Here is a 22,864-nt window from a genome sequence, read left to right as displayed (position 1 = left end):
CCCGTTCGGGTGGCGCCGCCTGATCATCAGGCTACAAGAGCCCGGTCAGTGCACTCAGAAAGACGGCGTTCTCCTCGGCCCGACCGACCGTTACCCGCAAACAGTCCTTCAGCATCGGGTGCGCGCCGTTGAGGTTCTTGATCAAGATACCCTGATCCTTCAGCCCCTGGAAGATGCTGTCGGCGCGATCTTCGGCGACACGCATCAGGATGAAATTGGCCTCGCTCGGATAGGCGTGGACCCCGTTCAGGGTCGAGAGCGCGGTCTGAAGACGCTGACGCTCGGCTCGAATCATCCGTGCCTGCTCGTCGAGAAGCGGTTTGTGCTTCAGTGCGAAGGCCGCGGATGCCTGGGTCAAGACGTTGATGTTGTACGGCAGACGCACCTTGTCGATCTGCTCGAGCCAGGCCTGCGGACCAACCAGATAACCCAACCGGATCCCGGCAAGCCCCATCTTCGAGACCGTGCGCATGACCAGGAGGTTCTGCCAGTCGCCAAGAAGACCCAAGAAACTGCAATCGGTGAATGGCGCATAGGCCTCGTCGACGATGACCAGGCCCGGCGCTGCCTCGATGATGCGTACCATGTCGTCGGCATCGAAGCGATTGCCGGTCGGGTTGTTCGGATAGGCGAGATAGATCAATGCCGGCTGCTCGCGCTCGACGGCGTCGAGCATGACCGGAAGATCGATCGAGAAGTCGCCCTGGCGCAAAGGGACGCCGACATAGTCCATCCCGGCGAAGCGGGCGATCATCCGATACATGACGAAGCCCGGATCGAGCGACAGGACTTTGCGTCCGGGCCGGGCGACAGCCATGGCGAGCATCTGGATGAGCTCGTCCGAGCCGTTCCCCAGGAGTACGCCCATCTCGGACGGGATGCCCATCGCCTCGCGCAAGGCCGCCTGGACCGCCGTGCCCTGCGGGTCCGGATAGCGGTTCAGGGCGAGCTCATGCAGGACCTCGAGCCACTCGACCTTGAGGGCCTGCGGCCAACCGTAGGGGTTCTCCATGGCATCGAGCTTCACCAGTCCCGCCGGATCCGGAACGTGGTAGGCCGTCAGTGCACGGATATCGGGACGAATGAGCTGGCTGATCAGGTCATGCATGGGCGTCTCGCGAAGGTCATAGTGCAGCGCGGCAGATGTGTCGAGACCGTTCGTTGTCGTTGTCGTTGTCGTGGTCGTGGCCGTATCGATGATCGATTACGACAACGACAACGAGGACGATCTCGGACGGTCTCGGAATCTCTGCATTGCTCCACTAGGATAAACCAGGCTCGACCGGTGACTGCGCCGCGCCGCGATATTCCGCCGAGCGTGCATGTGCGGTGAGCCCCTCCCCTCTCGCCAACACCGAGGCGGTCTTGGCCAACTGCGCCGCACCGGCGGCCGAGGCCATAATCAGGCTCGAACGCTTCTGGAAGTCGTAGACACCCAGCGGGGATGAAAAGCGCGCCGTGCGCGAGGTCGGCAAGACATGGTTCGGCCCGGCGCAATAGTCGCCGACCGCCTCGGCTGTGTAGCGCCCCATAAAGATGGCGCCGGCATGGCGGACCCTGCCCACGATGGCCTGCGGGTCCTCGACCGACAGCTCCAAATGCTCGGGCGCAATCCGATTGGCGACGGCGACGGCATCATCGAGATCACGCGCCTGGATCATGGCCCCGCGCCCGCGCAAGGCGGTCGCGATGATGGTCGCGCGCTCCATGGTCGGGAGCAAACGCTCGATACTCGCGGTGACTCGATCCAGGAAGTCGGCATCCCAGCTGACCAGGATGGATTGCGCGTCCTCGTCGTGCTCGGCCTGCGAGAAGAGGTCCATCGCGATCCAGTCCGGATCCGTCCCGCCGTCGCAGACAACCAGGATCTCGGAGGGGCCGGCGACCATGTCGATGCCGACCTGCCCGAACACCGCCCGTTTGGCCGTCGCCACATAGATGTTGCCGGGTCCGACGATCTTGTCGACACCCGGGATGGTCTCGGTCCCGAAGGCGAGCGCGGCGACCGCCTGCGCCCCGCCGACGGCGAAGGCGCGATCCGTTCCCGCGATATGGGCCGCGGCCAGGACCAGCTCGTTGAGCTCACCGTCGGGCGTGGGCACCACCATGATGAGCTCGCCGACGCCGGCGACCTTAGCCGGGATGGCGTTCATGAGGACCGAGGAGGGATAGGCCGCCTTGCCGCCCGGTACATAGAGCCCGACACGATCCAAGGGCGTCACCTGCTGTCCCAGCAGGGTGCCGTCGGCCTCGGTGTAGCTCCAACTCTCGATCCTTTGCTGCTCGGCATAGGCGCGGATGCGGGCGGCGGCGGTCTGCAGGGCCTCGCGCTGGACATCGGGTATGCGTCCCCAAGCCTCTTCCAGGCGCACCCGCGGGATCTCCAGATCGGCGGCGGATGCCGGCGTCCAGCGGTCGAAGCGCGTCGTGTAGTCGAGCAGCGCCGCATCGCCGCGCGTGCGCAGGTCGCCGATGATATCGGCGACCGTTTGCTGAACCCGATCGTCCGAGACCGAATCCCAGGCGAGCAGGCCGTCCAAGTCGGCGTGGAAGTCAGGGGCCGTCGTCGAGAGACGTCTCATCATGCTCATGGATGCTCAGCTCCCCGGCCCGCGCGACCGATCCGATTGGGTTTGGGCCGATTGGGCTGGTGCCGATCGGCTCGCCACGGCCTCGCGCAGCGCGTCCAGCAAGGTCGTGACCCCGGAATGTTTCATCTTCCAAGATGCCTTGTTGACCACCAGGCGCGAGCTGATGTCGGCGATGTGCTCGAGCGGGACCAGACCGTTGGCCTTCAGGGTGTTGCCGCTCTCCACCAAATCGACGATCCGATCGGACAGATGGACCAGTGGAGCGAGCTCCATCGAGCCGTAGAGCTTGATGATCTCGACCTGCTCACCCTTGGAGGCATAGTAGCGCTCAGCGCTTTTGACATATTTGGTCGCGATCCGCAGCCGCCGCGTCGCGGGTGCGGCCACATCCGGCAGACCGGCGACCATCAGACGACAGCGCGCGATACCGAGGTCGAGCGGCTCGTAGAGCCCCTCGCCGCCGTGCTCAAGCAGCACATCCTTGCCCGACACGCCCAGATCCGCGGCGCCGTATTGGACATAGGTCGGCACGTCGCTCGCGCGGATGATGAGAAAGCGCACATGCGGCATGTTGGTCTCGAGGATCAGCTTGCGGCTGGTCTCGGGGTCGTCGAGCGGCTCGATGCCGGCATGGGCCAGGAGCGGCAGGGTCTCGTCGAAGATCCGACCCTTGGAGAGCGCGATGGTAAGCGGCGTGTCGAGACTCATAATGTCGCTGTCCTGTTGGCTGCGAGTAGCCCCTATCGGCTCGTCCCTGCCCCTTCGGTTCGGCGAATCGCCGCGCCCAGGGCCGAGAGCTTTGCCTCGATGTTGTCATAACCGCGGTCGAGGTGATAGATGCGGTCGATCAGCGTCTCGCCCGAGGCGACGAGCCCGGCCAGCACCAGACCGGCCGAGGCGCGCAGATCGGTCGCCATGACGGGCGCGGCGGTGAGTCGCTCCACACCGCGGCAGATGGCGACATTACCCTCGATGCGGATGTCCGCGCCCATACGCTGCAGCTCGAGCACATGCATGAAACGGTTCTCGAAGATGGTCTCGGTGATGGTCCCGACCCCTTCGGCGATGCTGTTCAAGGCACAGAACTGGGCCTGCATGTCGGTCGGAAACGCGGGATGCGGGGCCGTGTGGATGTCGACGGCGCGCGGGCGTTTGCCCTGCATGTCGAGCCGGATCGAGTCCGTGCCGACCTCGATCTCGGCGCCGGCCTCGCGCAGCTTCTGAAGCACGGCATCCAGACAATCCGGCCGCGTGTGGGTGACCGTAACACAGCCGCCGGTCATGGCCGCGCCAACCAGGAAGGTCCCGGTCTCGATGCGATCGGGCATGACCTCGTAGACTGCACCGCCGAGACGCTCCACGCCCTGTATGTAGATCCGGTCGGTTCCGGCGCCCTCGATGCGCGCACCCAGGGCGATCAGAAACTCGGCAAGATCGATCACCTCGGGCTCGCGCGCCGCATTCTCGATCAGGGTCTCGCCCTTGGCCAAGGTCGCGGCCATCAGCAGATTCTCGGTCCCGGTGACCGAAACCAGATCCATGACCAGACGCGCGCCATGCAGCCGTTGCGCACGCGCCCGGATGTAGCCGCCCTCCACATGGATCTCGGCACCCATGGCGCGCAGGCCATCGATATGCAGGTTGACCGGCCGCGCCCCGATCGCGCAACCACCCGGCAGGGAGACATCGGCCTGCCCGTAGCGGGCAAGCAGCGGTCCGAGCACCAGGATCGAGGCGCGCATGGTCTTCACCAGCTCGTAGGGCGCGGCGAAGCTGGTCAGCTCGCGGGGCTGCACCTCGACCCTGCATCCGTCTTCGAGCGACAAGGAGGCACCCATGCGTCCGAGCAGCTCCAACGTGGTTCGGATGTCGCGCAGACGCGGGATGTTGCCGAGTGTGACGGGCGCATCGGCTAGGAGGGTGGCGGCGAGGATCGGCAAGGCGGCGTTCTTCGCGCCGGACGCGCGAACCCGACCCTGCAACGGGGTACCGCCTGTGATGAGAAGCTTATCCATGAAGACCTTAAACCGCGCACAGAGCGGCATGCGATGTTCTTGGGTGGGATCGGCCCGGGCAGACTTGACGACCGCCGGAGTTGGCGCGGTTTAAGATATTAAAAAACATAGCATTCGGAAATGAGGTCTCGGAAACGGTTGGATTGATGTGGTCGACGGCGGGGGCGCGCAGGGCGCGTCGACATCCGGGCAAAGACGCACCCGCGGCGCCGGAGCCTCAGCGACCGATGGCGGTTTCCATAGGCAAGAGTGCGGCGAGGTTCGACACGGCAGCGATCCGCACTAGCGAATCCGGCAGGTTCCGATAGGTCACACGGGCGCCACGCGCACGGGCGACGTCCAACCACTCCAGCAAGAGTGCGAGCCCCGCGCTGTTCGCGGACTCCACACCGGCAAGGTCGATATCGACCAAGGCATCCCGCTTGAACAAGGCGATTCCGCCGACGGCGACACGGTTGACCGTCGAGAAGTCCAGCACGCCGTCCAGAGAATAACGCCCCTCGCCGAGGGGCGTCAGTCGCGCCTCCTTCATTCGCGCGTCCGGGTATTCATCTCGCCGAGCGTTGCGATCAGACCGTCGATCCCGCCCCGGCGGATCTCGTTTGCGAAGCTCGTGCGGTAGTTCCCGACCAGGCTGGCATTGTTGATGACCACGTCGTAGACCTTCCAGCCTCCGGCGTTGTTGTGCATCCGATAGTCGACCGGGATCGGCGCGGAACCGGGCGAGAGGATCTCGGTGGAGACGGTGACGGTGGAGGGCTGGCGACCCGGCTTGATCGGCAGGTAGCGGATCTCTTCGCCCGAATAGCTCAGGATCGAGCGCGCATAGGTTCGGACCAAGACCTGTTTAAAGCCGTTGACCAGTGCGCGTTGCTGCGCGGGGGTCGCGTCGCGCCAGGACTGACCGACCGCGCCTTGGGTGATACGATCGAAATCGAAATGCGGGGCGACCCCGCTCTCGATCATCCCGAAGATCAGCGAAGGATCACGGTCGACTTCGGAACGACGCGCTTCGAGCGTCTTCAGCATGTTCTCGGTGGTGCGCTTGACCAAGGCCGTCGCGTCGTCGGCATAGGCGAAAGACGCACTCGTCCAAAGCACCCCGAGCAGGGCAAAGAGAAGGAAGAAGGAACCTCGATACGGCATTAGTCGCCTCCGGCTTTACTGAATAGGAATTGTCCGATCATCTGCTCCAGGATCAGGGCCGACTGGGTGTGGGCGATCTCGTCGCCGTCGCGCAGATATTCCATGCTCCCGCCCGGCTCGAGGGCGATGTACTGCTCCCCGAGCAGACCGGCTGTGAAGATGTTCGCGAAGGTGTCGTCCGGGATGGTATCCGTGGCCGCATCGATGCGCATGGCCACCACCGCCTCGTAGGTGTCCTTATCGAAGGTCACCGCCTCGACACGCCCGACGCGCACGCCGGCCATGCTCACCGGCGACCTTGCCTTGAGACTGCCGACGTTGGAGAAACGCGCGGTCAAGCGATAGCCGTCGCTGTTGACCGCCGCGCTCAGGTTGCTGACCTGCATCGCCAGGAAGAAAAGGGCCACGAAGCCCACCGCCATGAAGAGGCCGACCAGGATCTCGATGCCGCGTTGTTTTCCCATACCCATCATTCCCCGAACATCAAGGCCGTCAAGACGAAGTCGAGTCCCAGCACTGCGAGTGCAGCGTGGACCACGGAGCGCGTCGTCGCCCGGCTCACGCCCTCCGAGGTCGGGACCGAGTCATGCCCCTGGAACAGTGCGATCCAGGTCACCACGACCCCGAAAACGACGCTTTTGAGCACGCCATTGACGATGTCCTCATGGAAGTCGACCTTTGACTGCATCTGACTCCAGAAGGCTCCCGAATCCACGCCGAGCAGACCGACACCAACGAAATAGCCGCCGAGCACGCCGACCGCGCTGAACATGGCCGCGAGCAGCGGCATCGCAAGGACCCCGCCGAAAAAGCGCGGGGTCAGGATGCGGCGCACCGGATCGACCGCCATCATCTCCAGACCCGAGAGCTGCTCGGTTGCCTTCATCAGACCGATCTCGGCGGTCAGGGCCGAGCCGGCACGCCCGGCCACCAGAAGGGCAGTGACCACCGGGCCGAGCTCGCGCACCAACGAGGCCGCGACCATGACGCCGAGGCTCTCCGCCGCCCCGAACTGGGCAAGCACGTAATAGCCTTGAAGACCCAGCACCATGCCGACAAACAACCCGGACACCCCGATGATCAGCATCGAGAGCACGCCGATATTGAAGAGCTGCGCAATCAGCAGACCCGGACGTCGCAGGATCTCGCCGATGCCCAGCACCATGCCGGCGAGCAGCAGATGTGCTCGACCGAGTCGCTCGAGCGCGCCGAGCCCGCTGCGTCCCAGTCGCGCCAAGCCGTCCAGAAGCATCAGGCGGCACCCCGCGGCAACAGATCATCCGCCAAGGGCGGCGCCGGATAGTGGAAATGCACGGGGCCGTCCGGCAGGCCGTCCATGAACTGACGTACCCAGGCCGAGCGGTCCGCGGCGATCTCCTGCGGCGTTCCCTGCGCGATGACCTCCCCGTGTGAGATCACGTAAAGGTGGTCGGCGATACTGGCCGTCTCGTCCACATCGTGGGACACCAGGACGCTTGTCAGGCCGGCGGCGTCGTTGAGCTGTCGGATCAGGGTCACCAGCATCCCCTTGGAAATGGGATCCTGACCCGTGAAGGGCTCGTCATAGAGAATCATGTCGGGATCCAACGCGATCGCCCGGGCCAGGGCCACGCGACGCGCCATGCCTCCGGAGAGCTCGCTCGGCATCAGGTCGCGCGCGCCGCGCAGACCGACCGCCTCGAGCTTCAGGAGCACAAGCTTGCGCAGCATCGACGGGCCCAGATCCGTATGCTCGCGCAACGGATAGGCGACGTTCTCGAAGACATTCAAGTCGGTCAGCAGAGCGCCGCTTTGGAACAGCATCCCCATGCGCCGACGCAGCCGAAACAACGCCGATTTTCCGAGCGTGTGAACAGGCTCGCCATCGACCTCGATGCTCCCGGCGTCCGGGCGGAGCTGCCCGGTGATCAGCTTGAGCAGGGTCGTCTTGCCCGTGCCGCTCGGCCCCATGACGGCGGTCACTGCGCCGCGCCGGATGTCCATGTCGACCCGATGGAGCACGACCTGCGAGCCGCGGCGGAAAGAAAGTCCGCGGATCTTTACCAGAACATCGCCGCCGGGACGCGAGCCCTTCTCCGGCGAAGGTCCGGGGCGTGCGGCATCGGGCGTCGCCGCGGGCTCGAAGGAGCCGATCGCGGAGACTGCGGCGGGGGGCGTCGCTCGGGTGCGTCGACTTCCCATAGATCGTATCGCTGTCGGCGCGGTTGGAAAACCCGGCATTCTGGCGGGCTCGTGTCGGAGCGTCAACCGCCGGATCGTCAACCCCGATCGTCAACCCCGATCGTCAACCCCGATCGTCAACCTAGGCCGAGCAGCTCTACGAGTGACTGCCAGCGGCTCACGTCCTCGAACCGCGCTCTGCCCATCAAGGCGAGCGCGGGTCGCCCTCGGGCCGCCGCCGCAAGCTCCTCCAACCAGCCGCGCGCAGCGCGCAGGTCGGTATAGAGCCCTGCGGGCACCGCACAGGCAAGGGCCGATGCGCGCGACCCCGCTGCCGCGGCGACGCATTCGAGCAGCACGTATGCAGACCCGGTAAGGTCGCCTCCGTGGCCTTGATCCGGGCACAGGATCCAACCGCCGAAATGCTCGCCGAGACCTGCTTGAGTCCCGACAGACTCAGAGACCGCCACTGCGCAGGTGTCATGGTGAAGATAGAATGCGAATGTTGCCGGCACATCGCGGCACCATTGCGCGAGAGTTCCCACATCGGCAGAGTCCCAGGCGTCGGCGTCAAGCGCAACGGCACCGAGCATATTGGCAAAATAGGTCAACCGCCAATCCTCGGGGAGGTCGTCGGGATAGAAGTCGTCGTCGGGCGACGGATCCCATCCGGTTCTAACGGGGAGAATGCGGCTCATGTTCTCGAGGTCACTCCGATCGGATTATCTTCTATCTTGACGATGCCCTGTGGTGCAACGACGTACCGCGCCAAGCCACCTAGGCGGGGCGATCGCCCCGGGGGACAGCGGGGCGATCGTTGGTGTATTTTGCATCGCGCCATTGCCGATGCGCGAAGGGGCGCGATGGAGGACCTCGGACCAGCATGACAGATCCACGCAGACTCGGCAGCCTGCCGGCTCAACTCGCGCTTGGCGAATCGGCCAAGATCAAGGCGCTCGGGCGCGCCGTCGTGGAGACCGAGGCCGGCGCGGTCACCGCCTTGGCCGAGCGGATCGACGACGACTTCGTCGCCGCGTGCCGCTACCTGCTGGCCTGCGAGGGCCGCATCGTCGTCCTCGGGATGGGTAAGTCGGGCCACATCGGCGGCAAAATCGCGGCGACCCTGGCCAGCACCGGTAGCCCCGCCTTCTTCGTGCATCCGGGCGAGGCCAGCCATGGCGACCTCGGGATGATCACGCCCCGCGACGTGGTCCTGGCCCTGTCCAACTCTGGCGAAACGGCCGAGCTCTTGATGCTGCTGCCCTTGCTCAAACGGCTCGGCGTGCCCCTGATCAGTATGACCGGCAAGCCCAAATCAACCTTGGCGCGAGAGGGCGACGTCCATCTCGACGTGAGCGTCGCGAGCGAGGCCTGTCCGCTCGGCCTTGCCCCGACCTCAAGCACCACCGCAACCCTGGTGATGGGCGATGCCCTGGCCATCGCCCTGCTCGAGAGCCGCGGTTTCACCGCCGAGGACTTCGCCCGCTCCCATCCGGCCGGCAGTCTCGGACGGCGGCTGTTGCTGCATGTCGGCGAGGTCATGCACCGCGACGAGCAGTTGCCGTCGGTCCCTCTAGGCACGACCTTGCGCGCCACCCTGGAAGAGATGTCCCGCAAAGGCCTGGGCATGAGCGCCGTGGTCGACGACGACGGCCGCCTTGCCGGGATCTTCACCGACGGCGACCTGCGACGCGCGCTCGACCGCGGGATCGATGTCCATCGCACCGCCATCGACACCCTACTGACCCCCAACTGCATCACGATCCAGGCCGAGGCCCTTGCTGCCGAGGCCCTGCGCCTCATGGAGTCGCGGTCCATCAACGCGCTGCTGGTCATCGACGACGCCGGCCGACCCGTCGGCGCACTGAACATGCACGATCTACTGCGCGCAGGGGTCATGTGAGGAAGCCGCCAGCTTTCAGCTATCAGCTATCAGCTATCAGCCGTCAGCCGCCGGCCACCAGCCGTCAGCTACCGGCCGCCAGCCAAAGGTTGAAAGCTGATAGCTGATAGCTGATAGCTGATAGCTGATAGCTGATAGCTGATAGCTGATAGCTGATAGCTGGAGACTAGAAACCGGAGGCTCCCCCCGGCCCCCCGACTCGACACCCAAGAGGACTGACCCCATGCAAGACATCCTCGAACGCGCCGCCCGGATCCGCCTGGTCATCTTCGACGTCGACGGGGTGCTGACCGACGGCAGCCTCTATCTCGGCGACGACGGCCAAGAGTACAAGGCGTTCAACTCGCGTGACGGACACGGTATGGTGATGCTTCAGGAGAGCGGGGTGCAGATCGGGATCATCACGGGCCGGACCTCGCAGGTGGTGAGCATCCGCATGCAAAGTCTGGGCGTAGAGCACCTTTTCCAGGGCTGTCGCGACAAGCTTCCGGCCTACGAGACGCTCAAACGCGACCTGTCTCTCGACGACGAGGCCATCGCCTATGTCGGAGACGATCTGATGGATCTGCCGATCATGCGTCGGGTCGGGCTCGCCATCGCGGTCGCAGACGCGCACCATTTGGTGCGCGGCCACGCCCATCTCTGTACCCAAGCGCGCGGCGGTCGCGGGGCCGCGCGCGAGGTCTGCGAGCTCGTCATGGAGGCGCAGGGAACCTGGGCGCGGATCGTCTCCGGCACGCCATGAGCGGACGACTTCGGGTCAGCGACCTGCCGATCTGGTCCTCACGGCAGTGGATGCTCGCCGCCTTCTTCGTCGGCTCCGGACTGTTGGGATGGTGGCAGCTGCGCCCCGAACCCGAGCCGGCCGCACCCGAGGTCGAGCGTGCGCGGCTCCCGGATTATGTCGTTGCACGCTTCACCGCTGTCGAGACCGACGACACGGGCAAACCGAGCCGGCGCTTGATCGCCGAGGAGCTGCGCCAGTATGTCGAGGAGGATCTCTCGGAGCTGGATCGCCCGCGCATGACACTCTTTCAGCGTGAAGGCGAGACCGAAGCCGAGCCCTGGCGCGCACGCGCGAATAGCGGCCTGGTCCTCCCCGGCGGCGAAGAGGTCCGTCTCGAGGGCGCCGTGGAGCTTGAGCGCAAGGGTGACGCGAGTCGGCCCGCCACCCGGATGGAGACCGAGCTGATGCGCATCTGGCACAAACAGGCCTTCGCCGAAACCGATCGACCGGTCCAAGTCAACAGCGCGTTGGATCGGCTGACCGCGACCGGGATGCGCCTCTGGTACGACGAGCCCGTGCGTGCCCAGTTCGACGGACGCGCACATATCTTTATCGCACCCGAGCAGATCGAGGAGCCATGAGCGACAGAGGATTCTACGACCGTCAGCGCCGGGGCTCCGCCCTGGCCGCGACCCTGGCCTGCGTCATCACCCTCGCGTGCGCCACGGCGGCGGCGCTCGAGGACGATGCGAGCCAACCCATCCTGATCGAAGCAGACGATGTCGAGGTCCTGGAGGCGGAGAACACCAGTATTTATGTCGGCAATGTCCAAGTCGACCAGGGGAGCATGCGGCTTCTCGGCGATCATGTGACCGTTTACCATCGCGACGACCGCCGCCCGCGCTTTATTATCGCACTCGGCGCGCCGGCCAGCTTCAAACAGCTCCTCGACAACGACGAGGGCGAGGTCCTGGCCTTCGCCAGGCGCATGGAATACGACGCCGACAAGGACGAGCTCACCCTCATCGAGGACGCCTTGCTGATTCAGGGAGCCGACCGCGTCGCGAGCGAGCGCATCGTCTATGATCGCGCCCGCGCCCATTTCCGTGCGGGGGGCGGCGGACGGGTCAAGATCACCATCACGCCGGAGGAGGAATGAAACTGAACCGCGCCGGAGGCAATCACCGGGGTCGATGCGGGAGCGCATTTCGGATGCCGCCAATAGCCTCGGAGCCAGCGCGGTTCAGATGAACGACCTTGTTTCGGGTAGCCGGTCCAGCACGTTGCGCGCGGAGCATCTGAAGAAGAGCTATCGCGGCCGTCAAGTTTTACGCGATGTGAGCGTCGGCGTGGACGCCGGCGAGGTCGTGGGCCTGCTCGGACCGAACGGGGCGGGCAAGACCACCTGCTTCTATCTAATCGTCGGCCTCATTCCCGCGGACGAGGGCCGTATCGCGCTGAGCGGGCAGGACATCACCCTAAAACCCATGCATGCGCGCGCACGCGCCGGCCTGAGCTATCTGGCACAGGAACCCTCGGTGTTTCGCAAGCTCAGCGCGCGCGACAACATCCTCGCCATCCTGGAGGCGCGCGGCGACCTTTCTCGGGCTGATCGCAACCTGCGCTGCGAGCGCCTGCTCGAAGAGCTCGGGATCGCCCATGTCGGCGGATCGCTCGCGCTCAGCCTCTCGGGCGGGGAGCGACGGCGCCTCGAGATCGCACGCGCGCTCGCGGTCGACCCCCTGGTGATGCTGCTCGACGAGCCCTTCGCCGGGGTCGACCCTATCGCCGTCGGCGACATCAAGGCCATTGTCTCGCATCTGCGCGATCGCGGGATCGGCGTGCTGATCACCGATCACAACGTGCGCGAGACGCTCGATATCTGTGATCGAGGCTACATCATCAGCTCGGGGTGCGTCATCGCGGCGGGCACCCCGGCGCAGCTTCTGGCCGATCAGCAGGTCCGCGATGTCTACCTTGGCGCGGATTTTTCCATGTAGGGGCGAGCCCGCATGCGCATCGGCACGTGCATCGGTTGGCTGCTCTTTCCGAGATGTTGGGTGTAAGATGGGATCCTGCCACGGCTGATGACGCCTTCACCGGACTGAAACGGCTAGAATCGAGCAGCATGGGCCATGGCGGCCACCTGATCGAACACCTCGAGAAGCGCATCCGCGATCCATGAAGCAATCCATCCAGCTTCGGCTCGGCCAGCACCTGACCATGACGCCTCAGTTGCAGCAGGCGATCCGTCTGTTGCAGCTCTCGACCCTGGAGCTTCAGAAGGAGATTCAGGAGGCGCTGGATACCAACCTGATGTTGGAGGAAGGCGACGACGCGGACCGCTTCAACGCCGGCGAGGAGCAGCAGACGGGCACGATCCAAAGCGAAGATATCGAAACACCGCGGGGTTCGGTCGAGCAAGCCGTCGACCGCGAGATTCACGCCGAATCCAACGAGATGCCCGAGGAGCTGCCGGTCGACACGCTCTGGACCGATGTCTTCGATTCCTACTTGCCGAGCACGTCGCACGGCTCGGACGACGGTTCGGATTACGATCCCTTTGCCCAGCAGAGCCGCCCTCAGACACTGCTCGACCACCTCGCGTGGCAGCTCAACCTCTGCAGGCTGAGCGAGCGCGACAACATGATCGCCCAAGCGGTCATCGATTCGATCGACGCCGACGGCTATCTGCGCATCGATGTCGACGAGCTGCTCCTGACCATCGACCATCCCGAGATCAGTGCAGAGGAAGTGGAGGCGGTCGTTCACCGCATTCAGTCCTTCGACCCGCCGGGCGTGGGTGCCCGCAACCTTGCGGAATGTCTGCTGATCCAACTGAGTCAGCTGCCCCCCCAAACGCCATGTCGGAGCGCTGCGACGGCGATCTGCCGCGACGGGTTCGAGTATCTGGCCAAGCGCGACGTCGCCTCCCTGGTGCGTCAGTTGAAGGAACCCGAGGAGACCGTTGCCGGTGCGCTGACGTTGATCCGTCGGCTCAATCCGCGCCCCGGAAGCCTGATCGCCGGCACGCCGGCCCAGTATGTCGTCCCGGATATCTTCGTGCGCAAACGCGAGGGCCGATGGTCGGTCGAGCTAAATCCCGAGTCGATGCCTAAACTCAGAGTGAACGCCGACTATGCGCGCCTGATCCGGCGCGCCGATCAAAGCGCGGACGGCGTCACCTTGAAGAGCCATTTGCAGGAGGCACGCTGGTTCATCAAGAGCCTGGCCAGCCGCAACGACACGGTGCTGCGCGTCGGCGCGAAGATCGTCGAGATGCAGCAGGAATTCTTCGAGCACGGGGACGAGGCGATGAAGCCGATGGTTCTGCGCGATGTCGCCGAGGCATTGGAGCTGCACGAGTCGACCGTATCTCGAGTAACCACACAGAAATTCATGCATACGCCGCGGGGGAGCTTCGAGTTCAAGTATTTCTTTTCCTCGCACGTCAACACCGCTTCCGGCGGGGAATGCTCGTCGACCGCGATTCGCGCCCTGATCCGCAAGCTGATCGCCGCCGAGTCCGCGAAAAAGCCCATGAGCGACAGCAAGATCGCACAGGAGCTTGCCGATCAGGGGATCAACGTCGCGCGGCGAACTGTCGCCAAGTACCGCGAGGCCATGGGGGTTCCACCCTCGAACGAGCGCAAGCGCCTGGATTAACAGGCCGTTTGAACCATAAGGAGTCAACAGATGCAGATCAACCTGACGGGTCATCACATCGACGTCACCGACGCGCTGAAAGGCTACGTCGACACGAAGTTCGAGCGCCTTGCGCGGCACTTCGACCACGTCATCAACGCTCATGTCGTTCTGAGCGTTGAAAAGCTTGCCCAAAAGGCGGAGGCCACTCTGCATATCAACGGCAACAAAGTCTTTGCCGACTCTGTCCACGAGGACATGTATGCCGCGATCGACGGACTGATCGACAAACTCGATCGCCAAGTGCTGCGCCACAAGGAGAAGAAGAGCGATCATCGCGGCGCGAACCCGAAGATCAGCGAGGGCGAAGAGCCCGATCGGATCTGACGTACCCGAGACCTCCGAGGGGCGCTCCTGCCCGTCGAAGGCATTTAACGAACGGGATCCGGCACGGGGTCGGCAGACGCAATCGACGGCCCCGACCGGAGCATCCGAGGACAGACCCAATACGCGCCGCTTTTTTGGCGTTCCGGTCGTGACGGCACAGTTCAAGAATTTGTTTCTAGCCACTAACCACTAAACACTAACCACGATATTCAGGATCCATGAGCAGACACCTTCGCCCGCCATCGCCGTGCGGACAGCGATCCAGAAGCCAGCCGAAGTGCCGCTTACCAGCGGCGCACGGGAGCCGATACCGATGCTCAGCCCCGCACTGATCAACGAGGCCCGGATCGGTCAAGGGCTTGAGATTGCCAGCAAGAAGCGCTTGCTCGAGACCCTTGCCGAGCTGCTTGCCAACGACCACCCACGCTTGAGCACGGAGACTGTCTTCGAGCGCCTTCTCGAGCGGGAACGGCTCGGAAGCACCGGTCTAGGCCACGGCGTCGCCCTACCGCACGCGCGGGTCAAAGATGTCTCGCACGTCATCGGCGCTTTCGTGCAAACCACGCGTGGGGTGGATTACGACGCGGCCGACGGCGAGCCGGTCGATCTCGCCTTCGCGCTCTTGGTTCCGGAGACCGCGACCGAGGAGCACCTCCAACTGCTCGCCTATCTGGCGGGTCGCTTCAGCGAGTCCGCAACGCGGTCACGACTGCGCGATGCCGACTCGCCCGCGGTCATTCTGGACCTTCTGAAGGCCACCTAGCGGTCGAGACGGGCCGCCAGCGATGATCGACAGCCTGCAATCCCTGATCGACCAGACCGGACCCCGGCTCAAGCTGCGCTGGATCACGCCGGAGCCGGCGACCGCGCGCCCGCTGCGCGGCGACGATCCGGGACGCTCCCGGCAGTCGTTGATCGGCTCCCTGAACTGCATCCACCCCAATCGCCTGCAGGTCATCGGACACGCCGAGATCCTCTACCTGGCGGATCTGGGCCGGACCGCCTTCGGCGAGACCGTGGACAAGCTCTTCTCGGATCATCCGGCCGCCGTCATCTTCTCCGACGGCATTGATCCGGAGTTTGCCTTCCGCGAGGCCGCCGAGCGGACACACACGCCGCTGCTCGGCTCCTCCCTGGGCGACGAGGAGCTGATCAATCATCTGCGTTATTTCCTTACCCATGCGCTCGCCGAGCGCCGCACGGTGCACGGCGTCTTCATCGAGGTCTTGGGCATGGGCGTCCTCCTAGTGGGCGATCCGGCCGTCGGCAAAAGCGAGCTGGCGCTCGATCTGATCGCGCGTGGCCATCGCCTCATCGCCGACGACGCGCCGCGTTTCGCACGCATTGCCCCGGAGACCCTGGAGGGCACCTGTCCCGAGGCGCTGCGTGATTTTCTCGAGGTCCGTGGCTTGGGGATTCTCAACATCCGCGCCATGTTCGGCGAGGGCGCCGTCGTGCGCAGCAAGACGCTGAATCTCATTATCGATCTCCAGCCGCTCGACCAACAGCAGCTCGAGTGCATCGATCGCCTCAGCGGCAGTCTCTCGGTCCGCACCATCCTCGGGGTCGCCGTCCCCAAGATCACGATGCCGGTCGCACCCGGTCGCAATCTGGCGATCCTGGTGGAGGCGGCCGTACGACACCAGATTTTACGCATTCGCGGATACGATGCCGGCGTCGACTTCGTCGACCGCCAGGCCCGTGCCATCAGCATCGATCGACCCGACCCGCCGAGATCACCGTCATGATGCAACCACCGGCAGAGGAGCAGGTGCTTGAACCGCCTCAGTCCGTCGGCAAGCCGATGAGGCTCGTCATCCTCAGCGGCCTCTCCGGCTCGGGCAAGAGCGTCGCACTCCATACCCTGGAAGACGTGGGTTTTTACTGCATCGACAACCTGCCGCTCTTCCTGCTGCAGGATCTGGCCCTCGGACTGCACGAGGGGCTCGACGACGCCTTCATGAAGACGGCGGTCGGCATCGACGCCCGCACCAGCCCGAGCAGCGGCCCGGAAGAGCTCCGACACCTTCCCGAGCTGGTTCGCTCGGCACGCGCGCGCGGCATCGGCTGCGATGTCCTCTTCCTCGACGCCCAGACCGAAACCCTGATCAAGCGCTTTAGCGAGACCCGTCGCAAGCACCCCTTGACCCGCGGCGACCGCTCGCTGCCGGAGGCGATCGCGCTCGAGCGCCAACTCCTCGAGCCGATTCGAAGCTGCGCGGACATTCGTATCGACACGACCCTGACCAATGTCCACGAGCTGCGCGATCTGGTGCGCAGCCGCTTGGTCGGCGGCGACTCGCCGAAGGTATCCATCCTGCTTCAGTCCTTCGGCTTCAAGCACGGGGTCCCGCACGATGTTGACTTCGTCTTCGACCTGCGCAGCCTGCCCAATCCACATTGGCAACCCGAGCTTCGGCGCTTGACCGGGCGCGATCGCCCCGTGATGGAATTTCTCGATTCCGCGGGAGCCTTTTGCCGAATGCGCGCCGACATCCAGGGGTTCTTCGATCGCTGGATCCCCAGCTTCGAGACGGACGGACGCAGCTATCTGACGATTGCGATCGGCTGCACGGGCGGGCAGCACCGCTCGGTCTATATGACCGAATCCCTGCGGCATCATTTCGAGTCCGACGGCCATCAGGTGATGGTGCGGCATCGGGATCTGCCTTGAGCGTCGGGCTCCTGATGATCACCCATCAGCCGTTCGGCGCGGACCTGCTGCGGGTCGCGACGGCGATTCTCGGCGGACGTCCGCCGGGGGTCGAGGCGATGGATGTCGTCAACGACGTGCCTTGCGAGATCCTGACGGCGCAAGCCGCCGAGTGCTTGGAGCGCTTGGACGCGGGCGAGGGCGTCCTGATCCTGACGGATCTCTACGGCTCGACACCGGCCAACGTCGCGGTATCGCTGCTCGCGATCCACGAGCGGTTGAGCGTCATCGCCGGCCTGAATCTACCCATGTTGTTGCGCGCTCTGACCTACGCCTCGCTCGACCTGGATGCCGTGGCCGAGAAGGCGCTGCAGGGCGGGCGCGACGGCGTCTTGCTCTGCCCCCGAAGAGACGACCGTGCATGATTCGCAAAGAGATTGAGATCCTCAATAAGCTCGGTCTGCATGCGCGCGCGGCGGCCAAGCTCGTGCAATGTGCCGGACGGTTCGTCAGCCATGTGGAGATCGAGCGGCGCGGTCAGAGCGTCAACGGTAAAAGCATCATGGGCGTGATGATGCTGGCCGCGAGTCAGGGCACCCGGATCAGGGTCGAGGCCACCGGCGAGGACGAGGATGCCGCCATGGCGGCGATCGAGGCGTTGATCGGCAATCGCTTCGGAGAGTCGGAATGACCACCGCCTTTCAGGGGATCGGCATCTCGACGAGCCGCTCGCTGGCACTCGGACCTGCCTTCGTGGACGGGCGCGGCGGCAGTACCGTCTTACAATCCTCGATCGAGGCCGACCAAGTCGCCGCCGAGATCGAGCGACTGGACCTGGCGGTCACGGCAGCGCGCCAGGCCCTGAAGGCCGTGCGCAACCAGATCCCGCGCCACACGCCGCTCAACATCGCCGAGTTCATCGACACGCACCTGCTGATGCTCGAAGACGCCGCCTTGGTCGATGAGGTGCGCCGCATCGTCGCCGAGCAGCTCTGCAATGCCGAGTGGGCGCTGCAACGGCAACGCGACACCCTGGTGCGGGTCTTCGACGAGATGGACGACCCCTATCTGCGCACCCGCCGCGACGACGTCGAGCATGTCGTTCAGCAGATTCAGACCTTTCTGCAGGGCGCGGTCGAGCACGACGAGCCCTCGGCGCAGGATCTGGAAGGTCGGGTCGTGGTGGCGCGCGATATCACGCCCGCGGATGCGATTCTACTGCGTCATCGCGGCGCGGTCGCATTCGTGACCGAGTTCGGTGGGCCCATGTCCCACACGGCGATCCTGGCGCGTAGCCTCGGGGTACCCGCCGTGATGGGCATCCACAACATCACCCGCTATCTGCGCCAAGGCGAGCTCATCTTGGTCGACGGCGAGACCGGCACCGTCCTTGCCGATGCCGATCCGCTGACGCTGGACTTTTTCCGCGACCGCCTGCGCGCGGCGGAGGCCCGTCAGGTGCGCCTGCGCGGTCTGGTCGGACGAGCGTCCGTCACGCGCGACGGGGTTGAGATCGGTCTCCTCGCGAATCTCGAGCTCCCCGAGGACGTGGCGCTTGCGAAGGCCAATGGGGCCAGCGGGGTCGGTCTCTATCGCACCGAGTTCCTCTACATGAATCGCCGGGATCTCCCCGACGAGGAGGAGCATCTGGCGAGCTATGCCGAGATCGTCGCCGGGCTCGGCGGGATCCCCGTGACCATCCGCACACTCGATCTAGGCGTCGACAAACGCGTCGATACCCTGCTCGAGCCGGGCCCCGGGGTCTCGAACCCGGCGCTCGGACTACGCGCGATCCGACTCTGCCTGAAGGAGCCCGATCTCTTCCGGCCGCAGCTGCGCGCGATCCTGCGTGCCTCCGCGATCGGCCCGATCCGCCTGATGCTTCCGCTCGTCTCCAACGTCCACGAGGTCGATACGGTTCTCGCGCTGATCCGGCAGATCAAAGGTCAACTCGACCTTGACGGTCTCGACTACGACCCGCGACTCCCGATCGGCGCCATGATCGAGGTCCCCGCGGCAGCCCTCTGCGCTCGCGCGCTCGCGCGCCGCCTGGATTTCCTGTCGATCGGCACCAACGACCTGATCCAGTACACCCTTGCGATCGACCGACTCGACGACGGCGTCAACTACCTGTTCGACCCCACCCACCCGGCGATCCTGCGGTTGGTGCGCATGACCATCGAGGCCGCGCGCGAGTTGAACCGACCGGTCAGCATGTGCGGCGAGATGGCAGGCGATCCGCGCTTCACCCGCCTGCTGCTCGGAATGGGCCTACGCGAATTCAGCATGCAGCCGGGCGCCATCCTGGATGTTAAAGAGCTCGTGCTGCAGGCCGACACACGCGATTTACAACGCCGCACCGAAGCACTCTATGCCCGCCTCGACGACACGGACCCGGGGGGCCTGATCGACGAGCTCAACGCCGCTTAAACCGCGCTTAAACCGCGTCCGACGGTCTACATCAATCTCGGCCTGAAAACGGCACCCTTGAGGCCACCAAAGGCCTTATCCCTGACGCGGTTTAAGAAAAGGAAAATCTAAGAGACGATGCAGAAGCAAGGTGAACACCTTGATTCACGCGTAGGATGGGTAGAGCGATAGTGAAACCCATCCTCCAAAGCGCCGCGCTTCCGGGTTTCGATCGGATGACCTTGGCGCGGACAGAATGGATTTCGCTGTGGTCTGTCGGTGCCGCAAGCGGGGCGTTGGCGCGTGGAGGATGGGTTTCGCTGTGCTCTACCCATCCTACGGCTATCGGCTGTTCTTGAATCATTTCCAAAATTCCTTAAACCGCGTCGCGCCGACGGCTGTGGGCTGCTGCGAGGCCGCACCGACCCGCCGACGAGCGCGGGCCATGCCGAACGCGGTTTAAGCACGCCAGCGCGAGAGGATCTCCATGCAGATCCGATTCATCTCCTCCGCGCGCTCCGGACTGTCGGCCTCGGTATAGGCGCGCAGCTCGGGCGCGTTGCCCGACGGGCGCAGGTGCGCGATCTCGCCGCTTACGAAGGTAATCCTCAGGCCATCGGTGACATCCAGATCGGCGACCGAACCGAATGCGGCGCCGAAGATGGCCTGTGCGGCGGCCTTGTCTCGGGCGGGATCGCCGCGATGGATCTCGGCAAGACGCTCCCGAGCGATCTCGGTCGGGAAATCCTTCAGACGATCGCTCCACGTGAAGCGACGCGGGAGATCGGCGGACAGGGCAGACACGGGTTTTCCCTGCTCGACTGCGGCGCGCAGGATGGCGATCGCGACCAAGACCGCATCGCGGGTCGGCAAGGCCGGCAGGATTCGGCCGTCCTGCTCGATGTCGGTGGCGATCAGGAAGCCGCCGTTCGCCTCGTAGCCGACCACGCGGTCCATGCCTCGGTCGATGAGGTTCTGCATCCCTTCGATAACGAAGGGCGATCCGATCCGGGTGCGCAGCACCGTCTCGAAGCAACCGGATCGCTCGACCGCCGTGTTGCTGCTCACGGGCGTCACCACCCCGCGGGCGCCGAGTTGGCGCGCGCACAAGATCCCGGCGATGTCCCCGCGCAACCAGTCTCCCGTCTCGTCGCCGACCAGCGGACGGTCGCCGTCCCCGTCGGCGGAAACCAGGGCGTCGAAACGCCCCGTCGCGGCCCAATCGTGCGCGAGCGCAACATCCTCCGGGCGAATCGCTTCGGTATCGACGGGGACAAAGACCTCCGAGAATCCCAGGCGCGTCACGCGTGCGCCGAGCCCTTCCAGCACATCGACATAGGCGCCCCGAGCGACGCTGGAATGCTCGTAGACACCGACATGCAGACCGCCCAGGCAACGCGACGGGAAGAAATCCAGATAGCGATCGAGATAGTCGCGATAGGCGACGGGATCCTCTTTCGGAAGCGCGGCGGACTGATCTTCGACAAAGGTGCCGGCCGCGTCGAAGAGCGTCTCGGCAACCTCGAGCGGTTGCGCGCGGATACCCTCCTCGTCGCGCTTGAGGATCTCGCCCGTCGGCAGATTGAACTTGATGCCGTTGCGGTCGTCCGGGATGTGGCTGCCGGTCACCATTAGGCTCGGAGCACCGCGCGCCAGTCCCCAGGCGGCAACGGCCGGACTCGGGATACGCCCCAGATAGCGGGGTCGGCAGCCGAGATCCAGCACCGCCCGGGCGCAGGCGATGAGGATCCTGCTTGTGCTAGGTCTCAGATCGCCACCCAAGCCGACCTGAGCATCCGCCGCGAGCCCGCCGCTCGCGCGAAGATAGCCGAGAAAGCCCGCCGTGTAGGCATAGCACACCCGATCGGTCATCGCCTGCGCCAACCCGCGTGCACCGCTGGTTCCGAACGCCACCCCGCTCATGGTCATCAAGTCGCCGATCTGCATACATGCTCCTCGCGTCGATTTCGGGCTATCGTAACCTACGCGGCCCCATCCTAACCCGGGGAGGAGGTGGATGGCGTGGGTCGGCGCATGGCGGCGCTGCACGGCCGAAGACGACTGCCGTTCAGCTCGATCACCGTCCGAAAGGGGGTGTCCCTCGGGGTCACGGATCGGTTAAGCTCGGAGGTGCTGTCGACGTTCGTCTCGGGGCATCGACCTGCCCTGATAAAGCACAAAGGATGTTGATTCCCGACGGCCACGGCGGCAACCGGTGCAGGATCACGGAGATGGGCTCGGCCACGCCTGCCCGGTCAAGCAACACCGCGCCGAAGGCGACGGATCCGCCGAACTTCACTGACGACCACCACATCGAGGAGTACCTCCATGCCCGACACGTCTCGCATGATTCCGCTCGTCTCGGCGGCAACGCTGGCGCTCGTCATCGGCCAAGGCGCCTTCGCCGATCCGCAGGCGCCGGACGCGAACCCAACGCCGGTCGAGCCGACAAACGAAGCGGCATCGGCTCCGGCAGATGCGCCGACCAGTGCGCCTGCCAATGCCTCGACGGATGCACCGACACCGGCCGAGGCGGCTCGAGCCAAGGCCGAAGAGCGCCGGGCCGCCATGACGGCCGAACGGGAAAAACGCTACGAAGAACTGCGCGCGCGTGCCGCCGAGATCGGCCTGGCGCTCCCCGAAACACCGCCGTGGGAGTCGAGCGAGCGGCCGCCGATGCCTGAGCCGCCGGCCATGCCCGAGGGTCGCGGCATGTCGCCCGAAGACATGGAGGCGATGCGCGAGCAACGACGGGCGATGCGTGAGCAGATGCGCTCCATGACCCCCGAAGAGCGCCGCGCCATGCGCGACGCCCATTGGCAGCAAATGCGCGCCGACGCGGAGGAACGCGGGATCGAGATGCCCGAGACGCCGCCCTGGGCGGAGGCCGAGCAACGCCGCAAAGAGATGGAGGAGCAATTCGAGACCTATCGCAAGACGGTCGAGGCGATGAGCGAAGAACAAATCGAGGCGGCCCGCGCCCTGTTCGGAAGCCCTCCCCCGATGCCCGAAATGCCGCGCATGCCGCCTTACGGCGGCTATTATGAGCCCCAAGGCCAAGGATACGGTTACGGCCCCCAAGGCGGGTATCCCGGAGGCATGCCCTATCCGGGCAAGCAGGGTGGCGGTATGGGTCATCCGCCCATGATGCCCGGTTACGGTGCACCCGGTTACGACCAAGGTCTGCCTCGGCAGGGCATGGGTAACTGATCGAGGGACGCCGACGCG

Annotated in this window: 25 protein-coding genes; 14 read left to right on the top strand and 11 right to left on the bottom strand. The window is 65.1% G+C overall.

Going from position 1 to position 22,864, the window contains the following annotated elements; all coding sequences use genetic code 11:
• Window positions 1–31 precede the first annotated feature (31 nt).
• The 10 genes from hisC to AADX97_RS11150 form a co-directional block, all read right to left on the bottom strand.
• Window positions 32–1,108 carry a histidinol-phosphate transaminase gene (gene hisC / locus AADX97_RS11195; protein WP_374234335.1) on the bottom strand — a complete coding sequence of 359 codons (1,077 nt, stop codon included), beginning with the start codon at window positions 1,106–1,108 and terminating at the stop codon, window positions 32–34.
• A 154-nt stretch (window positions 1,109–1,262) separates the two neighbouring features.
• A complete protein-coding gene (hisD, locus tag AADX97_RS11190; protein WP_374234334.1) occupies window positions 1,263–2,591 on the bottom strand; it encodes a histidinol dehydrogenase in 1,329 nt (442 codons plus the stop codon).
• A 6-nt stretch (window positions 2,592–2,597) separates the two neighbouring features.
• On the bottom strand, window positions 2,598–3,299 hold the full coding sequence (hisG, locus tag AADX97_RS11185) for an ATP phosphoribosyltransferase (RefSeq protein ID WP_374234333.1): 702 nt from the start codon (window positions 3,297–3,299) through the stop codon (window positions 2,598–2,600).
• A gap of 32 nt (window positions 3,300–3,331) precedes the next feature.
• Window positions 3,332–4,606: a UDP-N-acetylglucosamine 1-carboxyvinyltransferase gene (gene murA, locus AADX97_RS11180; RefSeq protein WP_374234332.1), complete on the bottom strand. Its 1,275-nt coding sequence runs from the start codon at window positions 4,604–4,606 to the stop codon at window positions 3,332–3,334.
• Between the two features lie 217 nt (window positions 4,607–4,823).
• Complete coding sequence (locus AADX97_RS11175; protein ID WP_374234331.1) at window positions 4,824–5,138, bottom strand: lipid asymmetry maintenance protein MlaB; 315 nt, start codon at window positions 5,136–5,138, stop codon at window positions 4,824–4,826.
• Complete coding sequence (locus AADX97_RS11170) at window positions 5,135–5,752, bottom strand: phospholipid-binding protein MlaC (protein ID WP_374234330.1); 618 nt, start codon at window positions 5,750–5,752, stop codon at window positions 5,135–5,137. The genes AADX97_RS11175 and AADX97_RS11170 overlap by 4 nt, the downstream gene beginning before the upstream one ends.
• Complete coding sequence (mlaD, locus tag AADX97_RS11165; protein ID WP_374234329.1) at window positions 5,752–6,216, bottom strand: outer membrane lipid asymmetry maintenance protein MlaD; 465 nt, start codon at window positions 6,214–6,216, stop codon at window positions 5,752–5,754. Before mlaD ends, AADX97_RS11170 begins: the two co-directional genes overlap by 1 nt.
• Before the next feature lie 5 nt (window positions 6,217–6,221).
• Window positions 6,222–7,004 carry a lipid asymmetry maintenance ABC transporter permease subunit MlaE gene (mlaE, locus tag AADX97_RS11160; protein ID WP_374234328.1) on the bottom strand — a complete coding sequence of 261 codons (783 nt, stop codon included), beginning with the start codon at window positions 7,002–7,004 and terminating at the stop codon, window positions 6,222–6,224.
• Window positions 7,004–7,933: an ABC transporter ATP-binding protein gene (locus AADX97_RS11155; RefSeq protein WP_374234327.1), complete on the bottom strand. Its 930-nt coding sequence runs from the start codon at window positions 7,931–7,933 to the stop codon at window positions 7,004–7,006. The genes mlaE and AADX97_RS11155 overlap by 1 nt, the downstream gene beginning before the upstream one ends.
• Before the next feature lie 116 nt (window positions 7,934–8,049).
• Window positions 8,050–8,610 (bottom strand): hypothetical protein, encoded by a 561-nt coding sequence (locus AADX97_RS11150; protein ID WP_374234326.1) that lies wholly within the window; start codon window positions 8,608–8,610, stop codon window positions 8,050–8,052.
• Window positions 8,611–8,795: 185 nt separating this feature from the next.
• Here AADX97_RS11150 and AADX97_RS11145 point away from each other — a divergent pair, with 185 nt between their 5' ends.
• The 13 genes from AADX97_RS11145 to ptsP all read left to right on the top strand — a co-directional run bounded on the left by AADX97_RS11145 (window position 8,796) and on the right by ptsP (window position 19,657).
• Window positions 8,796–9,815, top strand: coding sequence for a KpsF/GutQ family sugar-phosphate isomerase (locus tag AADX97_RS11145; RefSeq protein ID WP_374234325.1), 1,020 nt, complete (start codon window positions 8,796–8,798; stop codon window positions 9,813–9,815).
• Window positions 9,816–10,038: 223 nt separating this feature from the next.
• Window positions 10,039–10,560: a 3-deoxy-manno-octulosonate-8-phosphatase KdsC gene (gene kdsC / locus AADX97_RS11140; RefSeq protein ID WP_374234323.1), complete on the top strand. Its 522-nt coding sequence runs from the start codon at window positions 10,039–10,041 to the stop codon at window positions 10,558–10,560.
• Window positions 10,557–11,183 carry an LPS export ABC transporter periplasmic protein LptC gene (gene lptC / locus AADX97_RS11135; RefSeq protein WP_374234322.1) on the top strand — a complete coding sequence of 209 codons (627 nt, stop codon included), beginning with the start codon at window positions 10,557–10,559 and terminating at the stop codon, window positions 11,181–11,183. The genes kdsC and lptC overlap by 4 nt, the downstream gene beginning before the upstream one ends.
• On the top strand, window positions 11,180–11,701 hold the full coding sequence (lptA, locus tag AADX97_RS11130; RefSeq protein WP_374234321.1) for a lipopolysaccharide transport periplasmic protein LptA: 522 nt from the start codon (window positions 11,180–11,182) through the stop codon (window positions 11,699–11,701). The genes lptC and lptA overlap by 4 nt, the downstream gene beginning before the upstream one ends.
• A gap of 88 nt (window positions 11,702–11,789) precedes the next feature.
• On the top strand, window positions 11,790–12,542 hold the full coding sequence (gene lptB, locus AADX97_RS11125; protein ID WP_374234320.1) for an LPS export ABC transporter ATP-binding protein: 753 nt from the start codon (window positions 11,790–11,792) through the stop codon (window positions 12,540–12,542).
• 181 nt (window positions 12,543–12,723) lie between these two features.
• Window positions 12,724–14,208: an RNA polymerase factor sigma-54 gene (locus AADX97_RS11120; protein WP_374234319.1), complete on the top strand. Its 1,485-nt coding sequence runs from the start codon at window positions 12,724–12,726 to the stop codon at window positions 14,206–14,208.
• Window positions 14,209–14,238: 30 nt separating this feature from the next.
• Window positions 14,239–14,574, top strand: a complete 336-nt coding sequence (gene hpf / locus AADX97_RS11115) for a ribosome hibernation-promoting factor, HPF/YfiA family (protein WP_374234318.1) — start codon at window positions 14,239–14,241, stop codon at window positions 14,572–14,574.
• A 313-nt stretch (window positions 14,575–14,887) separates the two neighbouring features.
• Window positions 14,888–15,337 (top strand): PTS sugar transporter subunit IIA, encoded by a 450-nt coding sequence (locus AADX97_RS11110; RefSeq protein WP_374234317.1) that lies wholly within the window; start codon window positions 14,888–14,890, stop codon window positions 15,335–15,337.
• Window positions 15,338–15,359: 22 nt separating this feature from the next.
• Window positions 15,360–16,322: an HPr(Ser) kinase/phosphatase gene (gene hprK / locus AADX97_RS11105; protein ID WP_374234316.1), complete on the top strand. Its 963-nt coding sequence runs from the start codon at window positions 15,360–15,362 to the stop codon at window positions 16,320–16,322.
• Window positions 16,323–16,378: 56 nt separating this feature from the next.
• A complete protein-coding gene (gene rapZ / locus AADX97_RS11100; protein WP_374234402.1) occupies window positions 16,379–17,248 on the top strand; it encodes an RNase adapter RapZ in 870 nt (289 codons plus the stop codon).
• Window positions 17,245–17,652 (top strand): PTS sugar transporter subunit IIA, encoded by a 408-nt coding sequence (locus tag AADX97_RS11095; RefSeq protein WP_374234314.1) that lies wholly within the window; start codon window positions 17,245–17,247, stop codon window positions 17,650–17,652. The genes rapZ and AADX97_RS11095 overlap by 4 nt, the downstream gene beginning before the upstream one ends.
• A complete protein-coding gene (locus tag AADX97_RS11090) occupies window positions 17,649–17,918 on the top strand; it encodes an HPr family phosphocarrier protein (RefSeq protein WP_374234313.1) in 270 nt (89 codons plus the stop codon). Before AADX97_RS11095 ends, AADX97_RS11090 begins: the two co-directional genes overlap by 4 nt.
• Window positions 17,915–19,657, top strand: a complete 1,743-nt coding sequence (gene ptsP, locus AADX97_RS11085) for a phosphoenolpyruvate--protein phosphotransferase (protein WP_374234312.1) — start codon at window positions 17,915–17,917, stop codon at window positions 19,655–19,657. Before AADX97_RS11090 ends, ptsP begins: the two co-directional genes overlap by 4 nt.
• Before the next feature lie 438 nt (window positions 19,658–20,095).
• On the opposite strand, the gene AADX97_RS11080 is transcribed toward ptsP, so the two are convergent.
• Window positions 20,096–21,583 (bottom strand): phosphomannomutase, encoded by a 1,488-nt coding sequence (locus tag AADX97_RS11080; protein WP_374234311.1) that lies wholly within the window; start codon window positions 21,581–21,583, stop codon window positions 20,096–20,098.
• Window positions 21,584–21,964: 381 nt separating this feature from the next.
• On the opposite strand from AADX97_RS11080, the gene AADX97_RS11075 reads away from it, so the two are divergent.
• Entirely contained in the window at window positions 21,965–22,846 is an 882-nt protein-coding gene (locus AADX97_RS11075; protein WP_374234310.1) for a hypothetical protein, read from the top strand.
• The last annotated feature ends 18 nt before the right edge of the window (window positions 22,847–22,864 follow it).

Origin of the sequence: Thiocapsa sp. C2-2m, from assembly GCF_041903745.1 — a bacterium.
Lineage (GTDB): Bacteria > Pseudomonadota > Gammaproteobacteria > Chromatiales > Chromatiaceae > Thiocapsa > Thiocapsa roseilacustris.
The sequence above is the reverse complement of the archived record's forward strand: the minus strand, read 5'-3'. Positions and strand labels throughout refer to the sequence as shown.

Coding starts and splice junctions, on each gene's coding strand:
- hisC (WP_374234335.1), bottom strand. CDS start 1,108: ATGCATGACCTGATCAGCCAGCTCATTCGTCCCGATATCCGTGCACTG.
- hisD (WP_374234334.1), bottom strand. CDS start 2,591: ATGAGCATGATGAGACGTCTCTCGACGACGGCCCCTGACTTCCACGCC.
- hisG (WP_374234333.1), bottom strand. CDS start 3,299: ATGAGTCTCGACACGCCGCTTACCATCGCGCTCTCCAAGGGTCGGATC.
- murA (WP_374234332.1), bottom strand. CDS start 4,606: ATGGATAAGCTTCTCATCACAGGCGGTACCCCGTTGCAGGGTCGGGTT.
- AADX97_RS11175 (WP_374234331.1), bottom strand. CDS start 5,138: ATGAAGGAGGCGCGACTGACGCCCCTCGGCGAGGGGCGTTATTCTCTG.
- AADX97_RS11170 (WP_374234330.1), bottom strand. CDS start 5,752: ATGCCGTATCGAGGTTCCTTCTTCCTTCTCTTTGCCCTGCTCGGGGTG.
- mlaD (WP_374234329.1), bottom strand. CDS start 6,216: ATGGGAAAACAACGCGGCATCGAGATCCTGGTCGGCCTCTTCATGGCG.
- mlaE (WP_374234328.1), bottom strand. CDS start 7,004: ATGCTTCTGGACGGCTTGGCGCGACTGGGACGCAGCGGGCTCGGCGCG.
- AADX97_RS11155 (WP_374234327.1), bottom strand. CDS start 7,933: ATGGGAAGTCGACGCACCCGAGCGACGCCCCCCGCCGCAGTCTCCGCG.
- AADX97_RS11150 (WP_374234326.1), bottom strand. CDS start 8,610: ATGAGCCGCATTCTCCCCGTTAGAACCGGATGGGATCCGTCGCCCGAC.
- AADX97_RS11145 (WP_374234325.1), top strand. CDS start 8,796: ATGACAGATCCACGCAGACTCGGCAGCCTGCCGGCTCAACTCGCGCTT.
- kdsC (WP_374234323.1), top strand. CDS start 10,039: ATGCAAGACATCCTCGAACGCGCCGCCCGGATCCGCCTGGTCATCTTC.
- lptC (WP_374234322.1), top strand. CDS start 10,557: ATGAGCGGACGACTTCGGGTCAGCGACCTGCCGATCTGGTCCTCACGG.
- lptA (WP_374234321.1), top strand. CDS start 11,180: ATGAGCGACAGAGGATTCTACGACCGTCAGCGCCGGGGCTCCGCCCTG.
- lptB (WP_374234320.1), top strand. CDS start 11,790: ATGAACGACCTTGTTTCGGGTAGCCGGTCCAGCACGTTGCGCGCGGAG.
- AADX97_RS11120 (WP_374234319.1), top strand. CDS start 12,724: ATGAAGCAATCCATCCAGCTTCGGCTCGGCCAGCACCTGACCATGACG.
- hpf (WP_374234318.1), top strand. CDS start 14,239: ATGCAGATCAACCTGACGGGTCATCACATCGACGTCACCGACGCGCTG.
- AADX97_RS11110 (WP_374234317.1), top strand. CDS start 14,888: ATGCTCAGCCCCGCACTGATCAACGAGGCCCGGATCGGTCAAGGGCTT.
- hprK (WP_374234316.1), top strand. CDS start 15,360: ATGATCGACAGCCTGCAATCCCTGATCGACCAGACCGGACCCCGGCTC.
- rapZ (WP_374234402.1), top strand. CDS start 16,379: ATGAGGCTCGTCATCCTCAGCGGCCTCTCCGGCTCGGGCAAGAGCGTC.
- AADX97_RS11090 (WP_374234313.1), top strand. CDS start 17,649: ATGATTCGCAAAGAGATTGAGATCCTCAATAAGCTCGGTCTGCATGCG.
- ptsP (WP_374234312.1), top strand. CDS start 17,915: ATGACCACCGCCTTTCAGGGGATCGGCATCTCGACGAGCCGCTCGCTG.
- AADX97_RS11080 (WP_374234311.1), bottom strand. CDS start 21,583: ATGCAGATCGGCGACTTGATGACCATGAGCGGGGTGGCGTTCGGAACC.
- AADX97_RS11075 (WP_374234310.1), top strand. CDS start 21,965: ATGCCCGACACGTCTCGCATGATTCCGCTCGTCTCGGCGGCAACGCTG.